The organism is Nocardioides sp. CER19, assembly GCF_029846275.1.
Taxonomy (GTDB): Bacteria; Actinomycetota; Actinomycetes; order Propionibacteriales; family Nocardioidaceae; genus Nocardioides.
The window spans coordinates 442,714-459,048 of sequence record NZ_JARVWS010000003.1 but is presented as its reverse complement, the minus strand read 5'-3'; the positions used below and the strand labels follow the sequence as shown (position 1 = coordinate 459,048).

The following is a 16,335-nucleotide window of genomic DNA, read 5'->3' as shown; positions in this document are numbered from 1 at the left end:
GGACCGCGTCGTCACGGGGAGGTCGCTGGGTCGGCGGCGACGGCGGCGGTGCCGGCGTTCGCGTAGGACCGCAGGAACAGGGCCTCGGCGACGGCCAGTCGCTCGATCTCGGTCGGGTCGACGCTCTCGTTCGGCGCGTGGATCAGGCACTGCGGCTCCTCGACGCCCATCAGGATCAGCTCGGCATCGGGGTAGGTGTCGGCGAAGACGTTGCACAGCGGGATCGACCCTCCCTGCCCGAGCAGCACCATGTCCCGGCCGTACGCCTCCCTCATGGCCGCACGCATCGCGTCGTAGGCCGGCCCGGAGGTGTCGGCACGGAACGGGCTCCCGGTCGCCTCGGTCTCCACGCTCACGGCCACCCCCCAGGGCGCGGCTGCCGCGAGGTGGCTGCGCAGCGCGGACTCGGCCTCGGCAGCCTCGGTGCCGGGCGGGATGCGGAGGTTGAGACGCGCGCTGGCGCGCGGCACGATCGCCGCGCTCGAGCCCACCACCGGTGGACAGTCGATGCCCAGGACGGTGAGCGCCGGACGCGCCCAGAGCATGTCGGAGACCGTGCCGGTCCCGAGCAGGCTCTCGCCCTCACCGAGGCCCGCGTCCCGCCGGAACGCGTCGGGGTCGTACGGCGCCCCGCTCCACGTCTGGTCGTGCGGGAGTCCGTGGACGGTGGTCTCGCCGTGCTCGTCCCGCAGGCTCGTCAGCATCGAGAGCAGCGCCGCGAGCGCGTCCGGGGCCGGTCCGCCGAACATGCCCGAGTGCAGCTCGCCCGGCAGCGCGTCGACGTGCACGACGACGTTGACCATCCCGCGCAGGCTCACCGTCGCGGCCGGCGCCCCGACGGCGGCGTTGCCGGTGTCGCAGACGAGGATCGTGTCCGCGCGCAGCAGGTCGGCGTTCTTGGGCACGAAGTCCTCGAGCCCGCCGGTGCCCTGCTCCTCCGAGCCCTCGACGACGAGCTTGAGGTTGACCGGGATGTCGTCGCCGAGGGCCCGGAGGGCCGTGAGGTGCATGAGGATGTTGCCCTTGCAGTCGGCCGTGCCGCGGCCGAACCACCGGCCGTCCACCTCGGTGAGGGTGAACGGCGGCGTGCGCCACGCCTCGGCGTCGAGCGGAGGCTGCACGTCGTAGTGCGCGTAGAGCAGGATCGTCGGCGCGTCCGGGCGCGAGCACGGCCGCGACCCGACCACCGCCTTGCTGCCGTCGGCGGTCTCGTGGAGCGCCGTGTCGGCGAAGCCGAGCTCGCGGAAGGCCGCCGAGACCCAGTCGGCCGCCCGCGCGCACTCCTCGGCGGGGAACTGGCGTGGGTCGGCCACTGACGGGATCGCGACCAGCTCGGCGAGCTCCTGCCGCATCCGTGGCATCTGCTCCGCCACTCTCTCCTCGATGCCCACGCGATCAGCTCCTCACGACGTCGCGGGTCTTGAGGTCGTCGACGAGCTTCCGTACCGCGTCGAGCTCGTCCGGACAGTAGACGCTGATGACGGCCAGCTGGCCGCGCAGCAGCCGGCTGTCGGTGATCACCGGACGCAGCCCGGGCCCGGAGGCCCCGTTGGTGATCATCGAGAACAGGGTGGCCTTGCTCAGGGCGTGGGCGGGGTCGTGGCACACGGCACCGCCGTCGTCGCCGAGGACCCGGGCGACCTGGTCCTGCGACGGCAGCCGTTGCACCCCCTTCTGCTGGAGCAGCGAGATGAGCTGGCCGGCCTTGTCCTGGGCGGCCTGGTTCTCCTTGGCACCCCGGTAGGCGAACAGCCCGATCACGATGAGGACCAGGACCAGCCCTCCGGCGATCCAGTAGGCCACCGCGTTGTGGCGGTGGAACATCCCGATGCCGTCGTCACTCATGACTGGTTCACCTCCGCCGCCGGAGCCTGCTTCCAGGACGGCTTGCGCAGCCGGTAGAAGAGGAACGGGATCAGCAGCCCGAGCCCGAGGGCGCCGCCGCCCACGATGAGGACGTAGAGCCAGGTGCTGCCCCCACCGAACTGCGACGAGGGGACGAACCCGATCAGGAGCGCGGCGAGCGAGGCGACGAAGCCGATCACGCACAGGCCGACGAGCCACGGCGCCTTGAACCCGCGTGGATGGTCGGGGTCGTTGCGTCGGAGCCGGACCGCCGCGACGAACATCAGCAGGTACATGATCAGGTAGACCTGCGTCGTGATCACCGAGAAGATCCAGTAGGCGCTCGAGACGTCGGGGATCAGCGCGTAGCCGAGTGCGATCACCGTGGTGACGATGCCCTGGGCGACCAGGATGTTCTGCTGCACGCCGTGCTTGTTGAGGGCCTGCAGGAAGGGCGGCAGGTAGCCCTCCTCGCGGGAGATCATGAGCAGACCCTTCGAGGGGCCCGCGAGCCAGGTCAGCATCCCGCCCAGCGAGGCGGCCACCAGCATGATGCCGAAGATCGGCGTCAGCCACTGGGTGTTGAACTCGGCGAACACCGCGTCGAACGCCTGCATCACGCCGGCGGTCAGCGACAGCTGGTCGCCCGGCACGATCCAGCTGATCGCGAGCGCCGGGAGGATGAAGATCAGGAGGACCATCCCCATGGCCAGGAACATCGCCTTGGGGAACTCCTTGCCGGGGTTGCGCAGCGAGCCCACGTGGACGGCGTTCATCTCCATGCCGGAGTAGGACAGGAAGTTGTTGACGATCAGCACGAGGCTCGAGAGCCCGGCCCAAGCGGGCAACAGGTGGCTGGAGTCCATCGGCGCCGCCGAGGTGTTGCCCTGCCCGAGGAACACGACGCCGAGCACGACGAGGACGACACCCGGGATCAGGGTGCCGATGATCAGCCCCATGCTGGCGAGGCCGGCGACGCCCGACGTACCGCGCGCGGAGACCCAGACGCCCGTCCAGTAGACGACGACGATGACGAGGGCTGTCCACACCCCGCTCGTGGCCAGGGCTGGGTTGATGACGTAGGCGAGCGTGCTCGCGACGAAGCCCAGCAGGCTGGGGTAGTAGAAGATCGTCATCGCGAACTGGCACCACACCGCCAGGAAGCCCATGGGCTTGGAGATCCCCTGGGACACCCAGTTGTAGACGCCGCCGTCGTAGCCGGACGCGAGCTCGGCGGACACCAGGGAGGTCGGCAGCAGGAAGACGATCGCGGGGAGGAGGTAGAGGAAGACGCAGGCGAGCCCGTAGACGGCCATCGTCGGCGCGGCCCGCAGGCTCGCCACCGAGCTGGTCGTCATCATCGCCAGGGCGACCCAGGAGATCCAGTGGGTGGCGGCGGCTGCCTTGGCCTTCGGGACGACGGGCGCGCTGGCGCCGTCGGCGGGCAGGTCCATCGCGCTCACGGGGTCACCCGCCCTACGCGGTCACTACCGGTGTGCTGTCGCATCTCGGACCTCCTCGGAAGGGTTGTCACTCCACGAGCCGGAGGCCGTGGTCGGTGTTGTTGAGGCGGCGACCGCCGTCGGCGGTGGCGGCCACGATGTCCTCGATGCGCACGCCGAAGCGGCCGGCGAGGTAGATCCCGGGCTCGACCGAGAAGCACATGCCCGGCACGAGGGGCTGCTCCTCGCCCTCGATCATGTACGGCGGCTCGTGGGTCGTGACCCCGATGCCGTGCCCCGTGCGGTGGATGAACCGGTCGCCGTAGCCCGCCTCGGTGATGAGGCGCCGCGCCGCCCGGTCGACCTCCTGGCACGCGACACCCGGGCGGACCGCGTCGACGCCCGCCTGCTGGGCGGCACGCACGACGTCGTGGACCTCGCGGATCTCCGCGGTGGGCTCGCCGACGCACACGGTGCGGCTGGTGTCGGAGCCGTAGCCGAACATGAGGCCGCCGAAGTCGAGCACCACGCAGTCGCCCTCCTCGATGACCCGCTCGCCGGCCTCGTGGTGCGGGTTGGCCCCGTTGGGGCCGGATCCGACGACGGTGAAGTCGACCTGCTCGTGGCCGTGGGCTCGCAGCAGGTCGGCCAGGTCGGCGGCCACCTCCGACTCGCGGCGCCCGCCGAACGGAACGCCCAGGATCTCCTCATAGGTGGCGTCGGCGGCCGCACCGGCGGCGGCCAGCCGCGCCAGCTCGTTGTCGTCCTTCACCGCCCGCAGCATCGGCAGCCGTTGGGTCAACGACTGGTAGCGCGTGGCGGGGAGGGCTGCCTGGAGGCCGAGCAGGTGCATCGCCCAGGCGTTGTCCGAGACGCCGTAGCTGCCGTCCGGGCGGAGCAGCGCCTGCGCCACGTCGTAGGGGTCCACGCCGTCCGGCCAGTCGGCGACCGTCGTGGCCGGCGTGCCCTCCGCCGCCTCGGCGTCGGGCCGCTCCAGCGTCGGGACCAGCAGCGTCGGCTCGCGGTCGGTGGTGAGGAGAAGCATCGTCAGGCGCTCGGTGATCGCGGTCGGCTGGTAGCCGGTGAGCCAGACCAGGTCAGGCCCCGGGGTCACGAGGACGCCGTCGAGCCCGGCGGTGCGGCCCTCGTCGACGACCCGCGCCATTCGCGCGGCGTAGTCGGCCGTGGTGAACGGCACCGCGGCGGGGTGCTCGCCGGTGCTCACGGGATCTCTCCGGCGCGGTCGACGGGTGCAGCGCGACCGGGCGTCGCCGACGCTGCGGCGGTGGTGGGGAGGGTGTGCAGGTGGGCGGCGGCCGCAGCGGCCGAGTCGCCGATCGTGCCGCGCGGCGTGCGGTGCCGGACGATGACGAGGATCGCAAGGAGCAGGCCGAGCGCGCTGAACACCGCCATCGCCCACGACGCGGCCCCCAGGCCGGACGCGAGGGCGTTCGCCTGGGACGCACCGTCGTCGACGTGGTTGGCCGTCACCGTCCCGTAGATCGTCGCCGCGAGCGCGGTCGCGACGGCCGCGCCGACGTACCTGGCCATGTTGGAGACGCCCGACGCCTCACCGACCTGCTGTGCAGGCACGGACGCGGTGGCCGCCGCCGACGACGGCCCGTTGGACAGCCCCATCCCGACGGCGATCGCCAGCAGGGGCAGCAGGAACGCGAGGTACTTCCACGAGGAGTCGACGACGCCGATCGCGACGAAGCCCACGGTCGTGAGTGCGAACCCCGCTCCGATGGTCTGCCGCCCGCCCCAGCGGTGGGCGAGCTTGGGCACGAGGGGAGCGACCACCACCAGGCCGACGGTCGCCGGCAGGGTGGCGAGGCCGGCCTGGAGCGGCGAGAAGCCGAGCGTGGCGGGCTCCTGGAAGTAGAGGCTCAGCAGGTACATGAGCCCGTTGATGGTGCCCGCCCCGATCAGGATCGCGATGGTCGAGCCGACCAGCACCCGGTTGCGCAGCAGGCCCAGGTCGAGCAGCGGGGCGGCCACCCGGCGCTCGGCCTGCACGAAGCCGAAGGCAGCGACCACCGAGATGGCGAAGCAGCCGAGGGTCGGCGCGGAGATCCAGCCCCAGTCGCCGCTCTTGGTCATGCCGAGGATCAGCGGCATCAGGGTGAGCGCGATCAGCACGCTGCCGAGGTAGTCGATGGACCGGGGCGCCTCGGGATCTCGCGACTCCGCCACCTTGACGTAGGTGAGGAGCATGCACAGGACGGCGATGCCGGCATCGATCCAGAACAGGCCCTGCCACCCGGTCAGGTCGACGAGGACACCGCCGACCAGGGGTCCGGCGGCGGCACCGACGGCGGCCGCAGCCCCCCACAGGGAGACGGCACGCAGGTTGGCGTCGCCCGTCGTCGCGACCGAGAGCAGGCTGAGGCCGCAGGCGAGGATCGTGGCCCCGGCGGCGCCCTGGATGACCCGGCCGGCGATCACCATGCCACCGGACTGGGCCAGCGCGATCAGGACGCACGAGACGACGAAGAGGGTCAGCCCCAGCTGGAAGATCCGCTTGCGGCCGAACACGTCGCCCAGCGATCCGGACGTGATGATGACGGCCGCGCCGACCAGCGAGTAACCGGTGACGGCCCACTGCAGGGTGTTCACCGACATGCCGGTGTCGTCGCTGATCGCCGGCAGCAGGATGCTCACGGCTGAGGTGTTCGCGTTGACGACCAGCGTCGAGAGGCAGGTCGCCGCCAGCACACCGCCGGCCCGATCGGCGGCGGTGGCCGTGCTCATCCGAGGCCTCCCACGCGTCCGAAAGTAAGGCCGGCCGAGAGGCGGTCCCTTCACCCGAATCGGGCGACATGGACGAGGCTCCTGGGCCGCCAGCCTGGGCCCGTGGCAGACGGCTTCGACGTGGCGGTGCGGGTCGCCCGGCTCGCGTTGGCCTCGAGCGCCGAGGGCGTCGAGAGGCTGGAGCGCTTCGTCCGGCGCGCGGCCGCGCCCTACGGCACGGAGATCGTGCTCGTCGTCCTTCCGGAGCAGGTGGTGCTCCAGGAGGAGTGCCCCGGCCGCGCGCGCTCGGCCGTCGTCCGGGCCGCACCCGGTGTCTTCCGGCTCGACCAGGTCGCCGCGCTGAAGCGTGCGCTCGCCCGCATCGAGGACGGGATGCCGGCCGCCGACGCGTGTGCGCTGCTCGACGGGGTCGAGGCACAGCGGCCGCGGTGGCCCTGGTGGGTGCGTGCGCTCGGCGTCGCGATGTTCGCGGCGGGGTTCGCCCCGAGCGTCGTGGCGTCCTGGCAGGAGGTGGGCGCGGCCAGCCTCCTCGGGCTCCTGATGGGCCTGCTGGTGGTCGGTGCCGGCGGTACCCGCGCGGAGGGCCTCGTGCCGTTCATCGGGGCGTTCGCGGTGACGGTCCTCGGCCTCACCGTGCTGTCCGATCTGTCGGCCACGACGGGGGTGACCCTGCTCGTGATCCCCGCTCTGTTCATCACCGTGCCCGGCGACACGCTGTCGGCGGCCGCCGGGGAGCTGCTCACCGGCAACCTGACGGCCGGTGCGGTCCGGCTCGTGCTCGCCTTGTTCGTCCTCGGGCTCATCGTGGTCGGGATCGTCGCCGGGGCCGGCGTGACGGGTCACGTGGACGCGCTGAGCGAGACACTTCCGGAGCCCGCGCTTCCCTACGTCGTCCTGCTGGCCGGCTGGGTGGTCTTCGCCGGCGGCCTGGTGCTCGCCTTCAACGCCGAGCCGCTCGTGTTCGTCTGGCTCGTGCCGAGCGTGATCGCGACCTACGTGCTCCAGGACGGTGCCACCCGGCTCGGTGGGTCGGTCGTCGGGACCCTGGTCGCCGGCGCAGTCCTGGGCGCGTTCGCCAACCTGGTCGACCGGGTCGACGCCGCCCCGCCCCGTCTGATCCTGGTGCTCGGCGGCTTCTTCGTGCTGACGGTCGGCGGGCTCGGCGTACGAGGGGTGACGGCGATGTTCGGGGGTGACGTCGTCTCGGGCATCCAGAACCTGGCCGACTTCGGCCTCCAGGTCCCTACGGTCGCGCTGGCCCTGGCTCTCGGCGTCCTCGTCACCGACTGGTGGCGGCCGACGGGGGCCGCTCGCCCGCACCAGTGAACGGGGGAGCCGGGGGCCCTGTGCCGCACCCGTTCGCGCGCCGGCGTACCGATCGGGCACCACGTCGAAGCGGGTCACGGTGGTGCTCACGGTGCGATAAATGCGGACCGAAGGGCTCGCCTCTCCGCTAGCGTCGCGGCGTGAAGATCGCGGTAGCCGGTGGCACCGGCCTGGTCGGAAGCAGGGTGGTCGAGCGGCTGCGCGCTCGTGGCGACGAGGTCGTCGTGCTGGCACGCTCCGAGGGCGTGGACCTCGTTGCCGGGAACGGCCTCGACGCAGCGCTCGCGGGTTGTGACGTCGTCATCGACGTCACGTCGGTCGTGGCGAAGAAGCCGGAGGAGTACGTCGCGTTCTTCGGCGCCGTGGCGCGCAACCTCCAGGCGGCGGGTGCCGTCGCCGGCGTTCGGCGGATCATCACGCTCTCCATCGTCGGGATCGACGGCCTCGGCGGTGCGGCGTTCGCCCACTACGAGGGCAAGAACGCCCAGGAGGCCGCGACCGAGGCCGGTCCGGTGCCGACGGTGATCCTGCGCGCGACGCAGTTCCACGGCTTCGCCGGCCAGCTGATCGACTGGGTCGCGAAGGCAGGGGTGCTGCCGTGCCCCAAGCAACCCGTCCAGACCGTCGATGTCGACGCGGTCGCCGACGAGCTCGTCGCGCTGGCCGGCGCGGAGTTCGAGGGTGACCGCGTGCGGGTCGACATCGCCGGCCCCGAGAAGCAGCTGCTCGCCGACCTGGTCCGACGTACCGCCCAGGCACGCGGCCAGAAGCTGCGCGTGCTACCGGTGTGGCTCCCCGGCGAGGCCGGCCGCAAGGTCCGCGGCGGGGCGCTCCAGGCGCCGCCCGGCGCGCTGATCGCGGGTGGCACGTTCGACGAGTGGCTCGCCCGCGAGTACGCCGGCACCGACTGACCGCCCTACGCGCGCTCCTCCGCGCGGTGCCCGCGGTCGCCGGAACACCCGGCACCCAGCCCGTGACCGCTGACGTCGAAGCGGAGCGCGCCCACGAACGCCCGGAGCTCCGGACCGGTCGCGGCCCTGAGGTCGCCGCGGGCGCTCCACGTCCAGATCGCGACCACACCGGCGCCCGGCACGTCGACGAACGTCATGTCGCCGACCGCCGGTCCGAACCTCGCGAACGCGGTGCCGGCGCGGAGCACGGGCGGCATCCGCAGCGGCAGCTCGCCGGGGACGAAGGGGATGTCATCGGACCTCTTCAGCCGCGGGACCAGGTCGCTCGTGACGCGCCAGCCGCGCAGGTCGCCGACGGTGACCGGGTCGACGTGGGTGTCGACGAGGTAGGGCCGATGCGCCAGCCACCGCGCCATCGGCCGGGCGGTGCGTCCTGCGGTCGGATCCCGCCGTCCGGCCTCGTCCACGACCGGGACCACGTTCTCGAGGATCGTGACGCCGGCGAGGTCCTGGACCTGGTTGAACCGGGCCACCTCGCCGCCGGCACCGGGCTCCACCCGCACGAGCACGGAGGAGGCCGGGAAGGTGACCGGCACGGCGAGGTGGGGGAGCGCGCCGGCCTCCAGCCGCACGACCGCCGCCGGCCGGGGCACCGGACCAGGCGGCTCCTCGTGCTGGGTGCGTGGGCCGACGGTGGTCCAGGCCAGCGCGCCGAGGGCGAGCGCGACGGCGGCCACGCCCGCGCCGAGCCGGGTCCGGTGACGCCGCACGAGGCTGCGCTCGGACCCCTCCGGCTCCGGACGTCCGATCTGCAGGATCTCCTCGTCCCCGCTCACCGTTACCTCCCGATGCGCGTCACCCAGTACGGCGTGGTCGCGTCCGGCGTCGTCGAGAACCGGGCGTTGGGCAGGTAGAGCGACCGGCCGAAGGCAGCGACGGTCGTCGGAACGTCGAAGTCCGGACTCGTGAGGGTCCGCACCACGCGGCCGCTGCGGCCGCTCCGGTCGAGGTGGACGACGTCGACCTCGTTGTCGAAGTTCCGGACGACGTACAGCGTGCGGCCGATGCGGAGCAGGCCGTCGCCGTCGGTGACCGACGCCCCGTGGAGGTCGACGACGGTCGCCACGCCGGTCCGCGGGCTCACCCGGTAGAGCAGGCCGCTCGTCGTGTGGACGACGAGCAGCGCCCGGCCGTTCGGGGTGTCAGTGATGCCGTTGGCGCCCAGGCCGGCGCCCTGGACCCAGTCGCCGCCGAGGGGAAGGGTGAAGGCGTGCGCGGCCGGCCTGCCGTGGCGGCCCAGCCGGACGCCGTAGAGCTGGGGCTGGTCGGAGTCGGTGAACCAGGCGACCCGACGGGTGAGCAGGACGTCGTTGACGAAGCTGCTGGCGGTCGTGAACTGGTACGTCGCCTCGACCGCGCCCGTGCGGCTGTCGACGACGCGGCCGCTGCCGGTCGGGCCGCCCGCGACGAAGAGCCGGCCGCGTCGGTCGATCTTGAGCCCGACCGAGGGCGTGCCCGGGCCCTGGCTGACCACTGCTCCCGTGCCCGTGCGCAGGTCGAGCCGGTAGACGTCGCCGTCCACGAGCGACCCCAGCCAGGCGGTCGGGCCGCGGCCGATCGTGATGCCCTCCGGCTGGAACCCGTCCGGCAGGTCCAGGTGGTCGGGGAACGTGGCGCCGGCGTGGCGGTCGTGGCGTGGCTGCGGTGACTGGTGGTGCTGGGCGTCGGCCGGCGAGACCAGCGCGAGGGCGAGCAGGCCGGCCAGGCCCGCGGCGCGGACGGAGAATCCCATCATGGAAGCTCCCGGGGGTGACGCGCCGACCCCGACCGCTGCGGTGCTCCGGTCGCGCCGACGCTGTGCTGGCTGGGTCGTCCGCCACGCTAGCCCCGGCCGGCGCGGAATGTCAGCGCGTCGTCACCCCATCCGGGTATCCACCGGCCGAGGGTCCTTGGTCCTCCGGTCGGCGACCAAGCGCCCTGGCCTCAGCTCGATCGGGACCCGTGAGGATGCGGTGCGGCAGGGTGCCGCTCGCTGGCGACCACCACCGGCCGACCGCTCGAGCTCTACCGGAACGCGCAGCCCGACCGCACGCCGCAGCGCTTGAGGACGAGCGCGGCCGGGCAGAACCCGGTGACGCTCGCCTGCAGCATGTTGAGCCCTGCGAACGTCGTCAGCAGCAGCCACCACGGGGAGACGGCCACCGTGAGGACGACGCTGGCGAGCGTGACCAGGCCGGCGATGAGCAGGACGCCCCGGTCGAGGTTGTAGCCGTTCATCGTCGCGCTCACCGTCCCAGCAGGCGGCCGAGGAAGCCGCCGCTCTGCTCGGACTTCGGGTGGCCGGGGCACCACTGGTCGGCGGGCACGGCGGCCTTGACGGAGGCGACGTGCTGGCCGCAACCGGCCCACGTGGTCTTGCCGCAGGTCTTGCAGCGGACGGGTCGACACATCTCGGTGTCTCCTTTCGAGAGGCGGGTCAGGAGGGCTGCTCGCCGGCCTCGAGGGCGTCGGCGAACTCGCAGAAGGCGTCGTAGGCGCGGGCGCCGTGGATGGTGGCGGGACCGCCGTGCATGAGGAACGTGACGCCGATGGCCTCGGCGGCCTCCTGGCGGGTGGCGCCGGCGCGTGCGGCGGCCTGGCCGTGGGAGGCGACGCAGCCGTCGCAGCCCTCCACGACGCCGATCGCCAGGGCGATGAGCTCCTTGGTCTTCCGGTCGAGCGCGCCGTCGGCGAAGGCGGCCTGGGAGAGCTCGCCGAAGCCGCGGTAGACGTCCGGGATGGCGTGCCGCAGGTTGCGGTGCAGCGGCGCGACCTCGCGCAGGACGGCCTTGCCGTGCGGTGATGCGTGGGTGTCGGTCATGGGGATGACTCCTTCGGGTGTCAGTGCGAGAAGCGGATGGTGGGCAGGACCCGGCGCAGCCAGGTCGGGGCGGCCCAGGCGGCGCGGCCGGTGAGCCGGAGCAGCACCGGCAGCAGCACGAGGCGGACGAGGAAGGCATCGAGCAGCACGGCGATGCCGAGGATCACGCCCATCTCCTTGGGCGGCAGCGGGCCCGAGAGCGAGAACGTGAAGAAGACGGCGACCATCACCGCGCCCGCGGCGAAGATCACGCGGCCCGAGTGGGCCACGGCGCCGACCATGGCCTCGCGCGGATCGCCCGACCTCTCCCAGTGCTCCTTGGCCGAGGCCAGCAGGAACACGGTGTAGTCCATCGCGATCGCGAAGATCATCGCGAAGAAGAACACCGGCGCCCAGGCGTCCAGGAAGCCCTGCGGCTCGAAGCCGAACAGGCCGGACAGGTGGCCCTCCTGGAAGACCAGCCGAGCGACGCCGAACGCCGCGGCGGTCGACAGCAGGCTGGCCAGCGTGCCGAGCAGCGCGATCAACGGCGCCTGCAGGGCGACGAGGAGCAGGAGGAAGCCGAGGCCGAGGATGATGCCGATCACCCAGGGCGTCGAGCTGTCCAGCTGCGCCTTGAGGTCGAGGTTCTCCACCGCGGCTCCGCCGACGAGCGCCCCGTCGGGCAGATCGGCACGGAGCCGATCGACCGTCTGCGCGAGCTCGGGGGCGGACGGGTCGACCTTCGGCATGGCCTGGACCAGCGCGTACGCCGACCCGTCGGCTGCCGGCGCCGGCGGCATCGCGGCGGCGATTCCAGGGTCGGCGGCGGCCACCTGCTGCGCCGCGCCTGCCGTGGCCGCCGGGGCGACGATCTGGAGCATGCCGGGCGCGCCGGGGCCGAACGCCTCCTGGACGCGGTCGTAACCGACTCGGGCGGGCGCGTCGGACGGCAGCACCTTGATCGACGGCATCGCGGTGTGCAGCCCGACGATCGGCGCGGCGAGCGCGACGAGAACGATCAGCGCCGCACCGCCGTACGCGATCGGACGTTGCCAGAGCCGCCGTCCCCACGCCTCGAACCGCGGGGACCGGTGCGCGCTGGTGCGCGACCACGGCAGCGCGAGCTTGTTGATCCGGTGGTCGAGCCTGCCCAGCACCAGCGGGAGCAGCGTGAGCGTGGCGGCGAGGACGAAGACGACGGCCAGCATGATGCCGCCGGCCATGGACCGGAACGACGGCGACGGCACGATCTCGACCGCCGACAGCGAGACGAGGACGGTCAGTCCGGAGAGCAGCACGGCCTTGCCGGCGGTGTCCATCGTCTCGGCGATGGCGCGCTCGCGGGTCGTGCCGGGCACGGCGCGGGCGGCGCGGAAGCGGACGACCAGGAAGAGCGCGTAGTCGATGCCGAGCGCGAGCGCGAACATCATGGCGAAGTTCATCGCCCAGATGGAGACCGGCACGAGCTGGTTGATGAGCACCAGCGAGCCGGCGGACGCGACCAGCCCGGCCAGGGTCAGCAGGAGGGGCAGCCCGGCCGCGACCAGGGCGCCGAAGGCGAGCACCAGGATGGCCAGCGTCACCGGCCACGAGATCATCTCGGACTTCATCATCGCCTCGAGGTTCGCGGCGTTGAAGTCCGCCCAGAGCTGCGAGGCTCCGGTGGGCGTGACCTCGATGCCGTCGCCGGACAGGCCGGTGAGCGGCTTCTTGAGGTCCACGGCAGCGCGCACCATGTCGTTGGTGTCGGCGCCGGCGCCACCGAGGACCACCGCGGTGCGGCCGTCCTGGCTGAGGGTCGCCCCCGGCTGGGGGGCGATCACCCCGCTGATCCGCGGGTCGCCCTGCAGTGTCGCGGTGACGTCGTCGATCACGCGCTGACCCGCGGGGGAGGAGAGCGGTGCGTCGTCGCTGTGGACGACGACCTGGAGTGCCGAGCTGGCGTTGCCGCCGAAGTGGGCCTGCGCGAGCTCGCGAGCCTTCACCGACTCCGAGCCGCTGGCCTGCCAGCCCGCACCGGAGAGCGCGTTCTCGACCTGGGGCGCGAACGCGCCGAGGCCGATCACGACGAGCAGCCAGATCACCGTGGTCGCGCGGGCGTGCCGCAACACCGCGAGGCCGAGGCGGCCCAGCAGTCCTGGCGTCGACGTCGCCGTGGTGATGGTCGTGGTGGTGGTCATTCTCATCTCCTCTCCTAACCTCCCGGGGGGATATGTCCACGGAGCCTACGTATCCCCCCGGGGGGATGTACAATCGACACCGACGAAAGGATCGAGATGACTGACTTCACGCTGACCGCGACCGTCCCGGCGCCCTACGACGCCACCGTCGACCGGGTGCGCGCGCTGCTGGCCGACGCCGGCTTCGGCGTCCTGACCGAGGTCGACCTGCAGGCGACACTGCGCGCCAAGCTCGAGGTGGAGATCCCGCCGCAGGTGATCCTCGGCGCGTGCCGCCCGCAGCTGGCGCACCAGGCCCTGCAGGCGGACCCGCGGCTCGCGACGATGCTGCCGTGCAACGTCGTGGTCGCAGCGGAGGGGAACGCGACCCGGGTCGAGGTGCTCGATCCGGCCGTCATGACGACCTTCAGCGACGCGCCCGGGCTCGCGACCGTCGCCGCCGAGGCGCGCGACCGGCTCTCCGGGATGATGAAGGCCCTGACCGCTGGACTGGAGGACACCGATGCGGCTCGAGCCTGACGAGACCAAGGCGATCATCACCCGCCTCAAGCGCGCCAACGGCCACCTGGCCGCCGTCATCCGGATGCTCGAGGACGGCACGGAGTGCGAGGACGCGCTGACCCAGCTCGCCGCCGTCAACAAGGCGATCAGCCGTGGTGGCTACGCGCTGGTCGCGACCGGCCTGGAGCGCTGCCTCACCGAGGGCGGTCCGGACAGCGTCGACACCAAGAAGATGGAGAAGCTCTTCCTCGCCCTGGCCTGAGCACCGCGGCGCCTCGGGCTGCGGGTCATTTGAGGCCGATTTGAGGTCTCGCCGGGGGACCGCTGGCCGGCGCGCGGCAGTAGCGTGGCGGGCATGGTGCGCCTCCTGCTCGTCGAGGACGACCCCGACATCAGGCGCACCCTCGCCCGTGGACTGGGTGAGCACGGCGCGACCGTGGTGCCCGTCGCCTCGGCCGTCGAGGCGATCAAGGCCGTGTCGAGCGAACGTCCCGATGCCGTCGTGCTCGACCTGGGCCTGCCGGACCTCGACGGCTCCGACGTACTGGCGCTCATCCGGGCCGGCAGCGACCTGCCGGTCGTGGTGGCGACCGCTCGCGACGACGAGCGCGAGATCGTGCGCCTGCTCGACGCGGGGGCGGACGACTACCTCATCAAGCCGTTCTCGGCCGCGCAGGTCATGGCCCGGGTGCGGGCGGTGCTGCGCCGCGCCACGCCGGTGGCCCAGCAGGACTCCCGAGTCGTCGTCGGTGACCTGGTGGTCGACCCGGTGTCCCGGACCGCCCTCCTCGAGGATCGCGAGCTGACGCTCAACCGCAAGGAGTTCGACCTGCTCTTCGCGCTGGCCTCCCGGTCCGGAGAGGTCGTGACGAAGCGGCAGCTGCTCGCGGAGGTCTGGCAGATGCCGTGGGGCGGCGCCGATAGGACCGTGGACGTCCACCTCTCGTGGCTGCGTCGCAAGCTGGGGGAGACGGCGGCCGCGCCGCGCTACCTGGTGAGCGTTCGAGGAGTCGGCGTGAAGCTCGTCGACCCGAAGGGCTCGTGAGTGCGATGAGCCTGCGCCAGCGGATCCTCACGCTGGCCGTGGGAGCCGCTGCCAGCGTGATGGTGCTCTTCGCGATCCCGCTGTGGCTGCTGCTCGACCGGTCGGCGGCAGAGGAGAACCGTGAGGGCGCGGTCGCCGCGGCCCGGGGCGTCGCCGACTACGTGAGTGCCGGAACCGCGCAACCCCAGACCCTCGAGGCGTACGTCGACCGGCTGAACGCGCGGAGCGAGCGGGCGCGGGTCGCCGTGCTCCTGCCCGACGGCACCCGGCTCGGCGCCGATCTGCCGGCCGGCGCGCCGCACGAGTCCGACCAGCGGGTGCCCGAGGAGCATGCTGACACCGATGACGACAACGGGCTGATGCCCGTGTCCGAGCCGGAGTTCCACGAGGTCGGCGGCGGCCAGCTGGTCAGCGTGCGAGCCACGACGTCCGACGGGCCGGTCGTCGTCCTCGCCTACAGCTCCGCCGAGGAGGAGCGCAGCCGCGCCGTGGATCGCATCCTGTGGCTCGGCGTCGCGGCGGCCGTGCTGCTCCTGTTCGCGGCGGCCGCCGCCGAGGTGGTGAGCCGCCGCCTGGTCCGCGACCTGGACGAGACGGCCGCGGCGGCCGATCGGCTCGGGGAGGGCGACCTCTCGGCGCGCGCACCCGAGGACCGGGTGGCGTCCGAGGTGCGCCGCGTCTCCGCCGCGCTCAACCGGCTCGCCGGCCGGATCGGCGACCTGCTCGCCGCCGAGCGCGAGACCGTCGCGGACCTCTCCCACCGGCTCCGGACGCCGCTCACGGCGGTCCGCCTCGACGTCGAGGCGCTGCCGCCGTCGGAGCGCACGGACGAGCTCGAGCTCCATCTCGACCAGCTCGAGCGCACCCTGACCGCCGTCATCAGGGCGGCCCGCCGCCCCGAGCGCGAAGGCGTCCGACCGCGCAGCGACGCGACCGAGGTCGTCCGCGAGCAGGTCGACTTCTGGCGCCCGCTCGCGGAGGACCAGGGGCGCACGGTGACGCTCGCGCTGCCGGACCACCCGGTGCAGGTGCACTGCTCGGCCGACGACCTGCGGGCGGCCGTGGACGCCCTGCTGGAGAACTCCATGGCGCACACGCCGGAGGGCGTGTCGATCTCGGTCCTCCTCGACGAGGGCAGCGGCCGGGGAGCACCGGTCCGGCTCGAGGTGCGCGACCAGGGGCCCGGCATCCCCGACGGCGCGGTGCACCGAGGGCGCAGCGACCGGGGCTCGACCGGGCTCGGGCTCGACATCGCGCGGGCGTGTGCCGAGGCGAGCGGCGGGAGCCTCGAGGTGGGCCGTGAGGACGGCTGGACGGTGGTCCGCCTGCTCCTCGGACGTTCCTGACGGCCCCTGACGGCCCCTGACGGCCCCTGACGGCCCCTGACGGAGCCGTGCGGCCGGTGCTGACGGGTGCGGCACAGGTCGATTTGACCTCGATTTGAGAGCCCGTTCCGGAACGTCTGAGCCGGTCGGCGGCACCGTGGACG

General features: G+C 72.8%; 17 protein-coding genes. 6 read left to right on the top strand and 11 right to left on the bottom strand.

Going from position 1 to position 16,335, the window contains the following annotated elements; all coding sequences use genetic code 11:
- Positions 1–11: 11 nt before the first annotated feature.
- From QDS12_RS17715 to QDS12_RS17695, 5 genes are all read right to left on the bottom strand, one after another.
- Positions 12–1,391: a dipeptidase gene (locus QDS12_RS17715; protein WP_279881413.1), complete on the bottom strand. Its 1,380-nt coding sequence runs from the start codon at positions 1,389–1,391 to the stop codon at positions 12–14.
- Positions 1,392–1,395: 4 nt separating this feature from the next.
- The gene (locus tag QDS12_RS17710) at positions 1,396–1,845 is read right to left on the bottom strand and encodes a hypothetical protein (RefSeq protein WP_279881411.1); all 450 of its coding nucleotides are present in this window, start codon (positions 1,843–1,845) and stop codon (positions 1,396–1,398) included.
- Complete coding sequence (locus tag QDS12_RS17705) at positions 1,842–3,299, bottom strand: APC family permease (protein WP_279882200.1); 1,458 nt, start codon at positions 3,297–3,299, stop codon at positions 1,842–1,844. The genes QDS12_RS17710 and QDS12_RS17705 overlap by 4 nt, the downstream gene beginning before the upstream one ends.
- A 76-nt stretch (positions 3,300–3,375) precedes the next feature.
- The gene (locus QDS12_RS17700; RefSeq protein WP_279881409.1) at positions 3,376–4,512 is read right to left on the bottom strand and encodes an aminopeptidase P family protein; all 1,137 of its coding nucleotides are present in this window, start codon (positions 4,510–4,512) and stop codon (positions 3,376–3,378) included.
- Positions 4,509–6,041 carry an MFS transporter gene (locus tag QDS12_RS17695; protein ID WP_279881407.1) on the bottom strand — a complete coding sequence of 511 codons (1,533 nt, stop codon included), beginning with the start codon at positions 6,039–6,041 and terminating at the stop codon, positions 4,509–4,511. Before QDS12_RS17695 ends, QDS12_RS17700 begins: the two co-directional genes overlap by 4 nt.
- Before the next feature lie 102 nt (positions 6,042–6,143).
- Here QDS12_RS17695 and QDS12_RS17690 point away from each other — a divergent pair, with 102 nt between their 5' ends.
- Positions 6,144–7,367 (top strand): threonine/serine exporter family protein, encoded by a 1,224-nt coding sequence (locus QDS12_RS17690; protein ID WP_279881405.1) that lies wholly within the window; start codon positions 6,144–6,146, stop codon positions 7,365–7,367.
- 140 nt (positions 7,368–7,507) lie between these two features.
- Positions 7,508–8,278: an NAD(P)H-binding protein gene (locus QDS12_RS17685; RefSeq protein ID WP_279881403.1), complete on the top strand. Its 771-nt coding sequence runs from the start codon at positions 7,508–7,510 to the stop codon at positions 8,276–8,278.
- Positions 8,279–8,283: 5 nt separating this feature from the next.
- On the opposite strand, the gene QDS12_RS17680 is transcribed toward QDS12_RS17685, so the two are convergent.
- The 6 genes from QDS12_RS17680 to QDS12_RS17655 form a co-directional block, all read right to left on the bottom strand.
- The gene (locus QDS12_RS17680) at positions 8,284–9,114 is read right to left on the bottom strand and encodes a hypothetical protein (protein WP_279881401.1); all 831 of its coding nucleotides are present in this window, start codon (positions 9,112–9,114) and stop codon (positions 8,284–8,286) included.
- Between the two features lie 2 nt (positions 9,115–9,116).
- The gene (locus tag QDS12_RS17675) at positions 9,117–10,073 is read right to left on the bottom strand and encodes a superoxide dismutase (protein WP_279881399.1); all 957 of its coding nucleotides are present in this window, start codon (positions 10,071–10,073) and stop codon (positions 9,117–9,119) included.
- Positions 10,074–10,342: 269 nt separating this feature from the next.
- Positions 10,343–10,567: a DUF2892 domain-containing protein gene (locus QDS12_RS17670; RefSeq protein ID WP_279881397.1), complete on the bottom strand. Its 225-nt coding sequence runs from the start codon at positions 10,565–10,567 to the stop codon at positions 10,343–10,345.
- Complete coding sequence (locus QDS12_RS17665) at positions 10,564–10,728, bottom strand: hypothetical protein (protein WP_279881395.1); 165 nt, start codon at positions 10,726–10,728, stop codon at positions 10,564–10,566. Before QDS12_RS17665 ends, QDS12_RS17670 begins: the two co-directional genes overlap by 4 nt.
- A gap of 26 nt (positions 10,729–10,754) precedes the next feature.
- Positions 10,755–11,138 carry a carboxymuconolactone decarboxylase family protein gene (locus QDS12_RS17660; RefSeq protein WP_279881394.1) on the bottom strand — a complete coding sequence of 128 codons (384 nt, stop codon included), beginning with the start codon at positions 11,136–11,138 and terminating at the stop codon, positions 10,755–10,757.
- 20 nt (positions 11,139–11,158) lie between these two features.
- Positions 11,159–13,300, bottom strand: a complete 2,142-nt coding sequence (locus QDS12_RS17655) for an MMPL family transporter (protein WP_279881393.1) — start codon at positions 13,298–13,300, stop codon at positions 11,159–11,161.
- Positions 13,301–13,396: 96 nt separating this feature from the next.
- Between QDS12_RS17655 and QDS12_RS17650 the strand changes: the two genes are divergently transcribed.
- The 4 genes from QDS12_RS17650 (at position 13,397) to QDS12_RS17635 (ending at position 16,192) form a co-directional block, all read left to right on the top strand.
- Positions 13,397–13,819, top strand: coding sequence for a DUF302 domain-containing protein (locus QDS12_RS17650; protein WP_279881390.1), 423 nt, complete (start codon positions 13,397–13,399; stop codon positions 13,817–13,819).
- Positions 13,803–14,063, top strand: coding sequence for a metal-sensitive transcriptional regulator (locus QDS12_RS17645; protein ID WP_279881387.1), 261 nt, complete (start codon positions 13,803–13,805; stop codon positions 14,061–14,063). Before QDS12_RS17650 ends, QDS12_RS17645 begins: the two co-directional genes overlap by 17 nt.
- 93 nt (positions 14,064–14,156) lie before the next feature.
- On the top strand, positions 14,157–14,846 hold the full coding sequence (locus tag QDS12_RS17640) for a response regulator transcription factor (protein WP_279881385.1): 690 nt from the start codon (positions 14,157–14,159) through the stop codon (positions 14,844–14,846).
- 5 nt (positions 14,847–14,851) lie between these two features.
- Positions 14,852–16,192, top strand: coding sequence for a HAMP domain-containing sensor histidine kinase (locus QDS12_RS17635; protein WP_279882199.1), 1,341 nt, complete (start codon positions 14,852–14,854; stop codon positions 16,190–16,192).
- The last annotated feature ends 143 nt before the right edge of the window (positions 16,193–16,335 follow it).

Bases quoted from the DNA above. Each gene is read 5' to 3' on its own strand.
- QDS12_RS17665 (WP_279881395.1), bottom strand. From the start codon at position 10,728: ATGTGTCGACCCGTCCGCTGCAAGACCTGCGGCAAGACCACGTGGGCC.
- QDS12_RS17660 (WP_279881394.1), bottom strand. From the start codon at position 11,138: ATGACCGACACCCACGCATCACCGCACGGCAAGGCCGTCCTGCGCGAG.
- QDS12_RS17675 (WP_279881399.1), bottom strand. From the start codon at position 10,073: ATGATGGGATTCTCCGTCCGCGCCGCGGGCCTGGCCGGCCTGCTCGCC.
- QDS12_RS17710 (WP_279881411.1), bottom strand. From the start codon at position 1,845: ATGAGTGACGACGGCATCGGGATGTTCCACCGCCACAACGCGGTGGCC.
- QDS12_RS17655 (WP_279881393.1), bottom strand. From the start codon at position 13,300: ATGACCACCACCACGACCATCACCACGGCGACGTCGACGCCAGGACTG.
- QDS12_RS17650 (WP_279881390.1), top strand. From the start codon at position 13,397: ATGACTGACTTCACGCTGACCGCGACCGTCCCGGCGCCCTACGACGCC.
- QDS12_RS17635 (WP_279882199.1), top strand. From the start codon at position 14,852: ATGAGCCTGCGCCAGCGGATCCTCACGCTGGCCGTGGGAGCCGCTGCC.
- QDS12_RS17640 (WP_279881385.1), top strand. From the start codon at position 14,157: ATGGTGCGCCTCCTGCTCGTCGAGGACGACCCCGACATCAGGCGCACC.
- QDS12_RS17705 (WP_279882200.1), bottom strand. From the start codon at position 3,299: ATGGACCTGCCCGCCGACGGCGCCAGCGCGCCCGTCGTCCCGAAGGCC.
- QDS12_RS17645 (WP_279881387.1), top strand. From the start codon at position 13,803: ATGCGGCTCGAGCCTGACGAGACCAAGGCGATCATCACCCGCCTCAAG.
- QDS12_RS17695 (WP_279881407.1), bottom strand. From the start codon at position 6,041: ATGAGCACGGCCACCGCCGCCGATCGGGCCGGCGGTGTGCTGGCGGCG.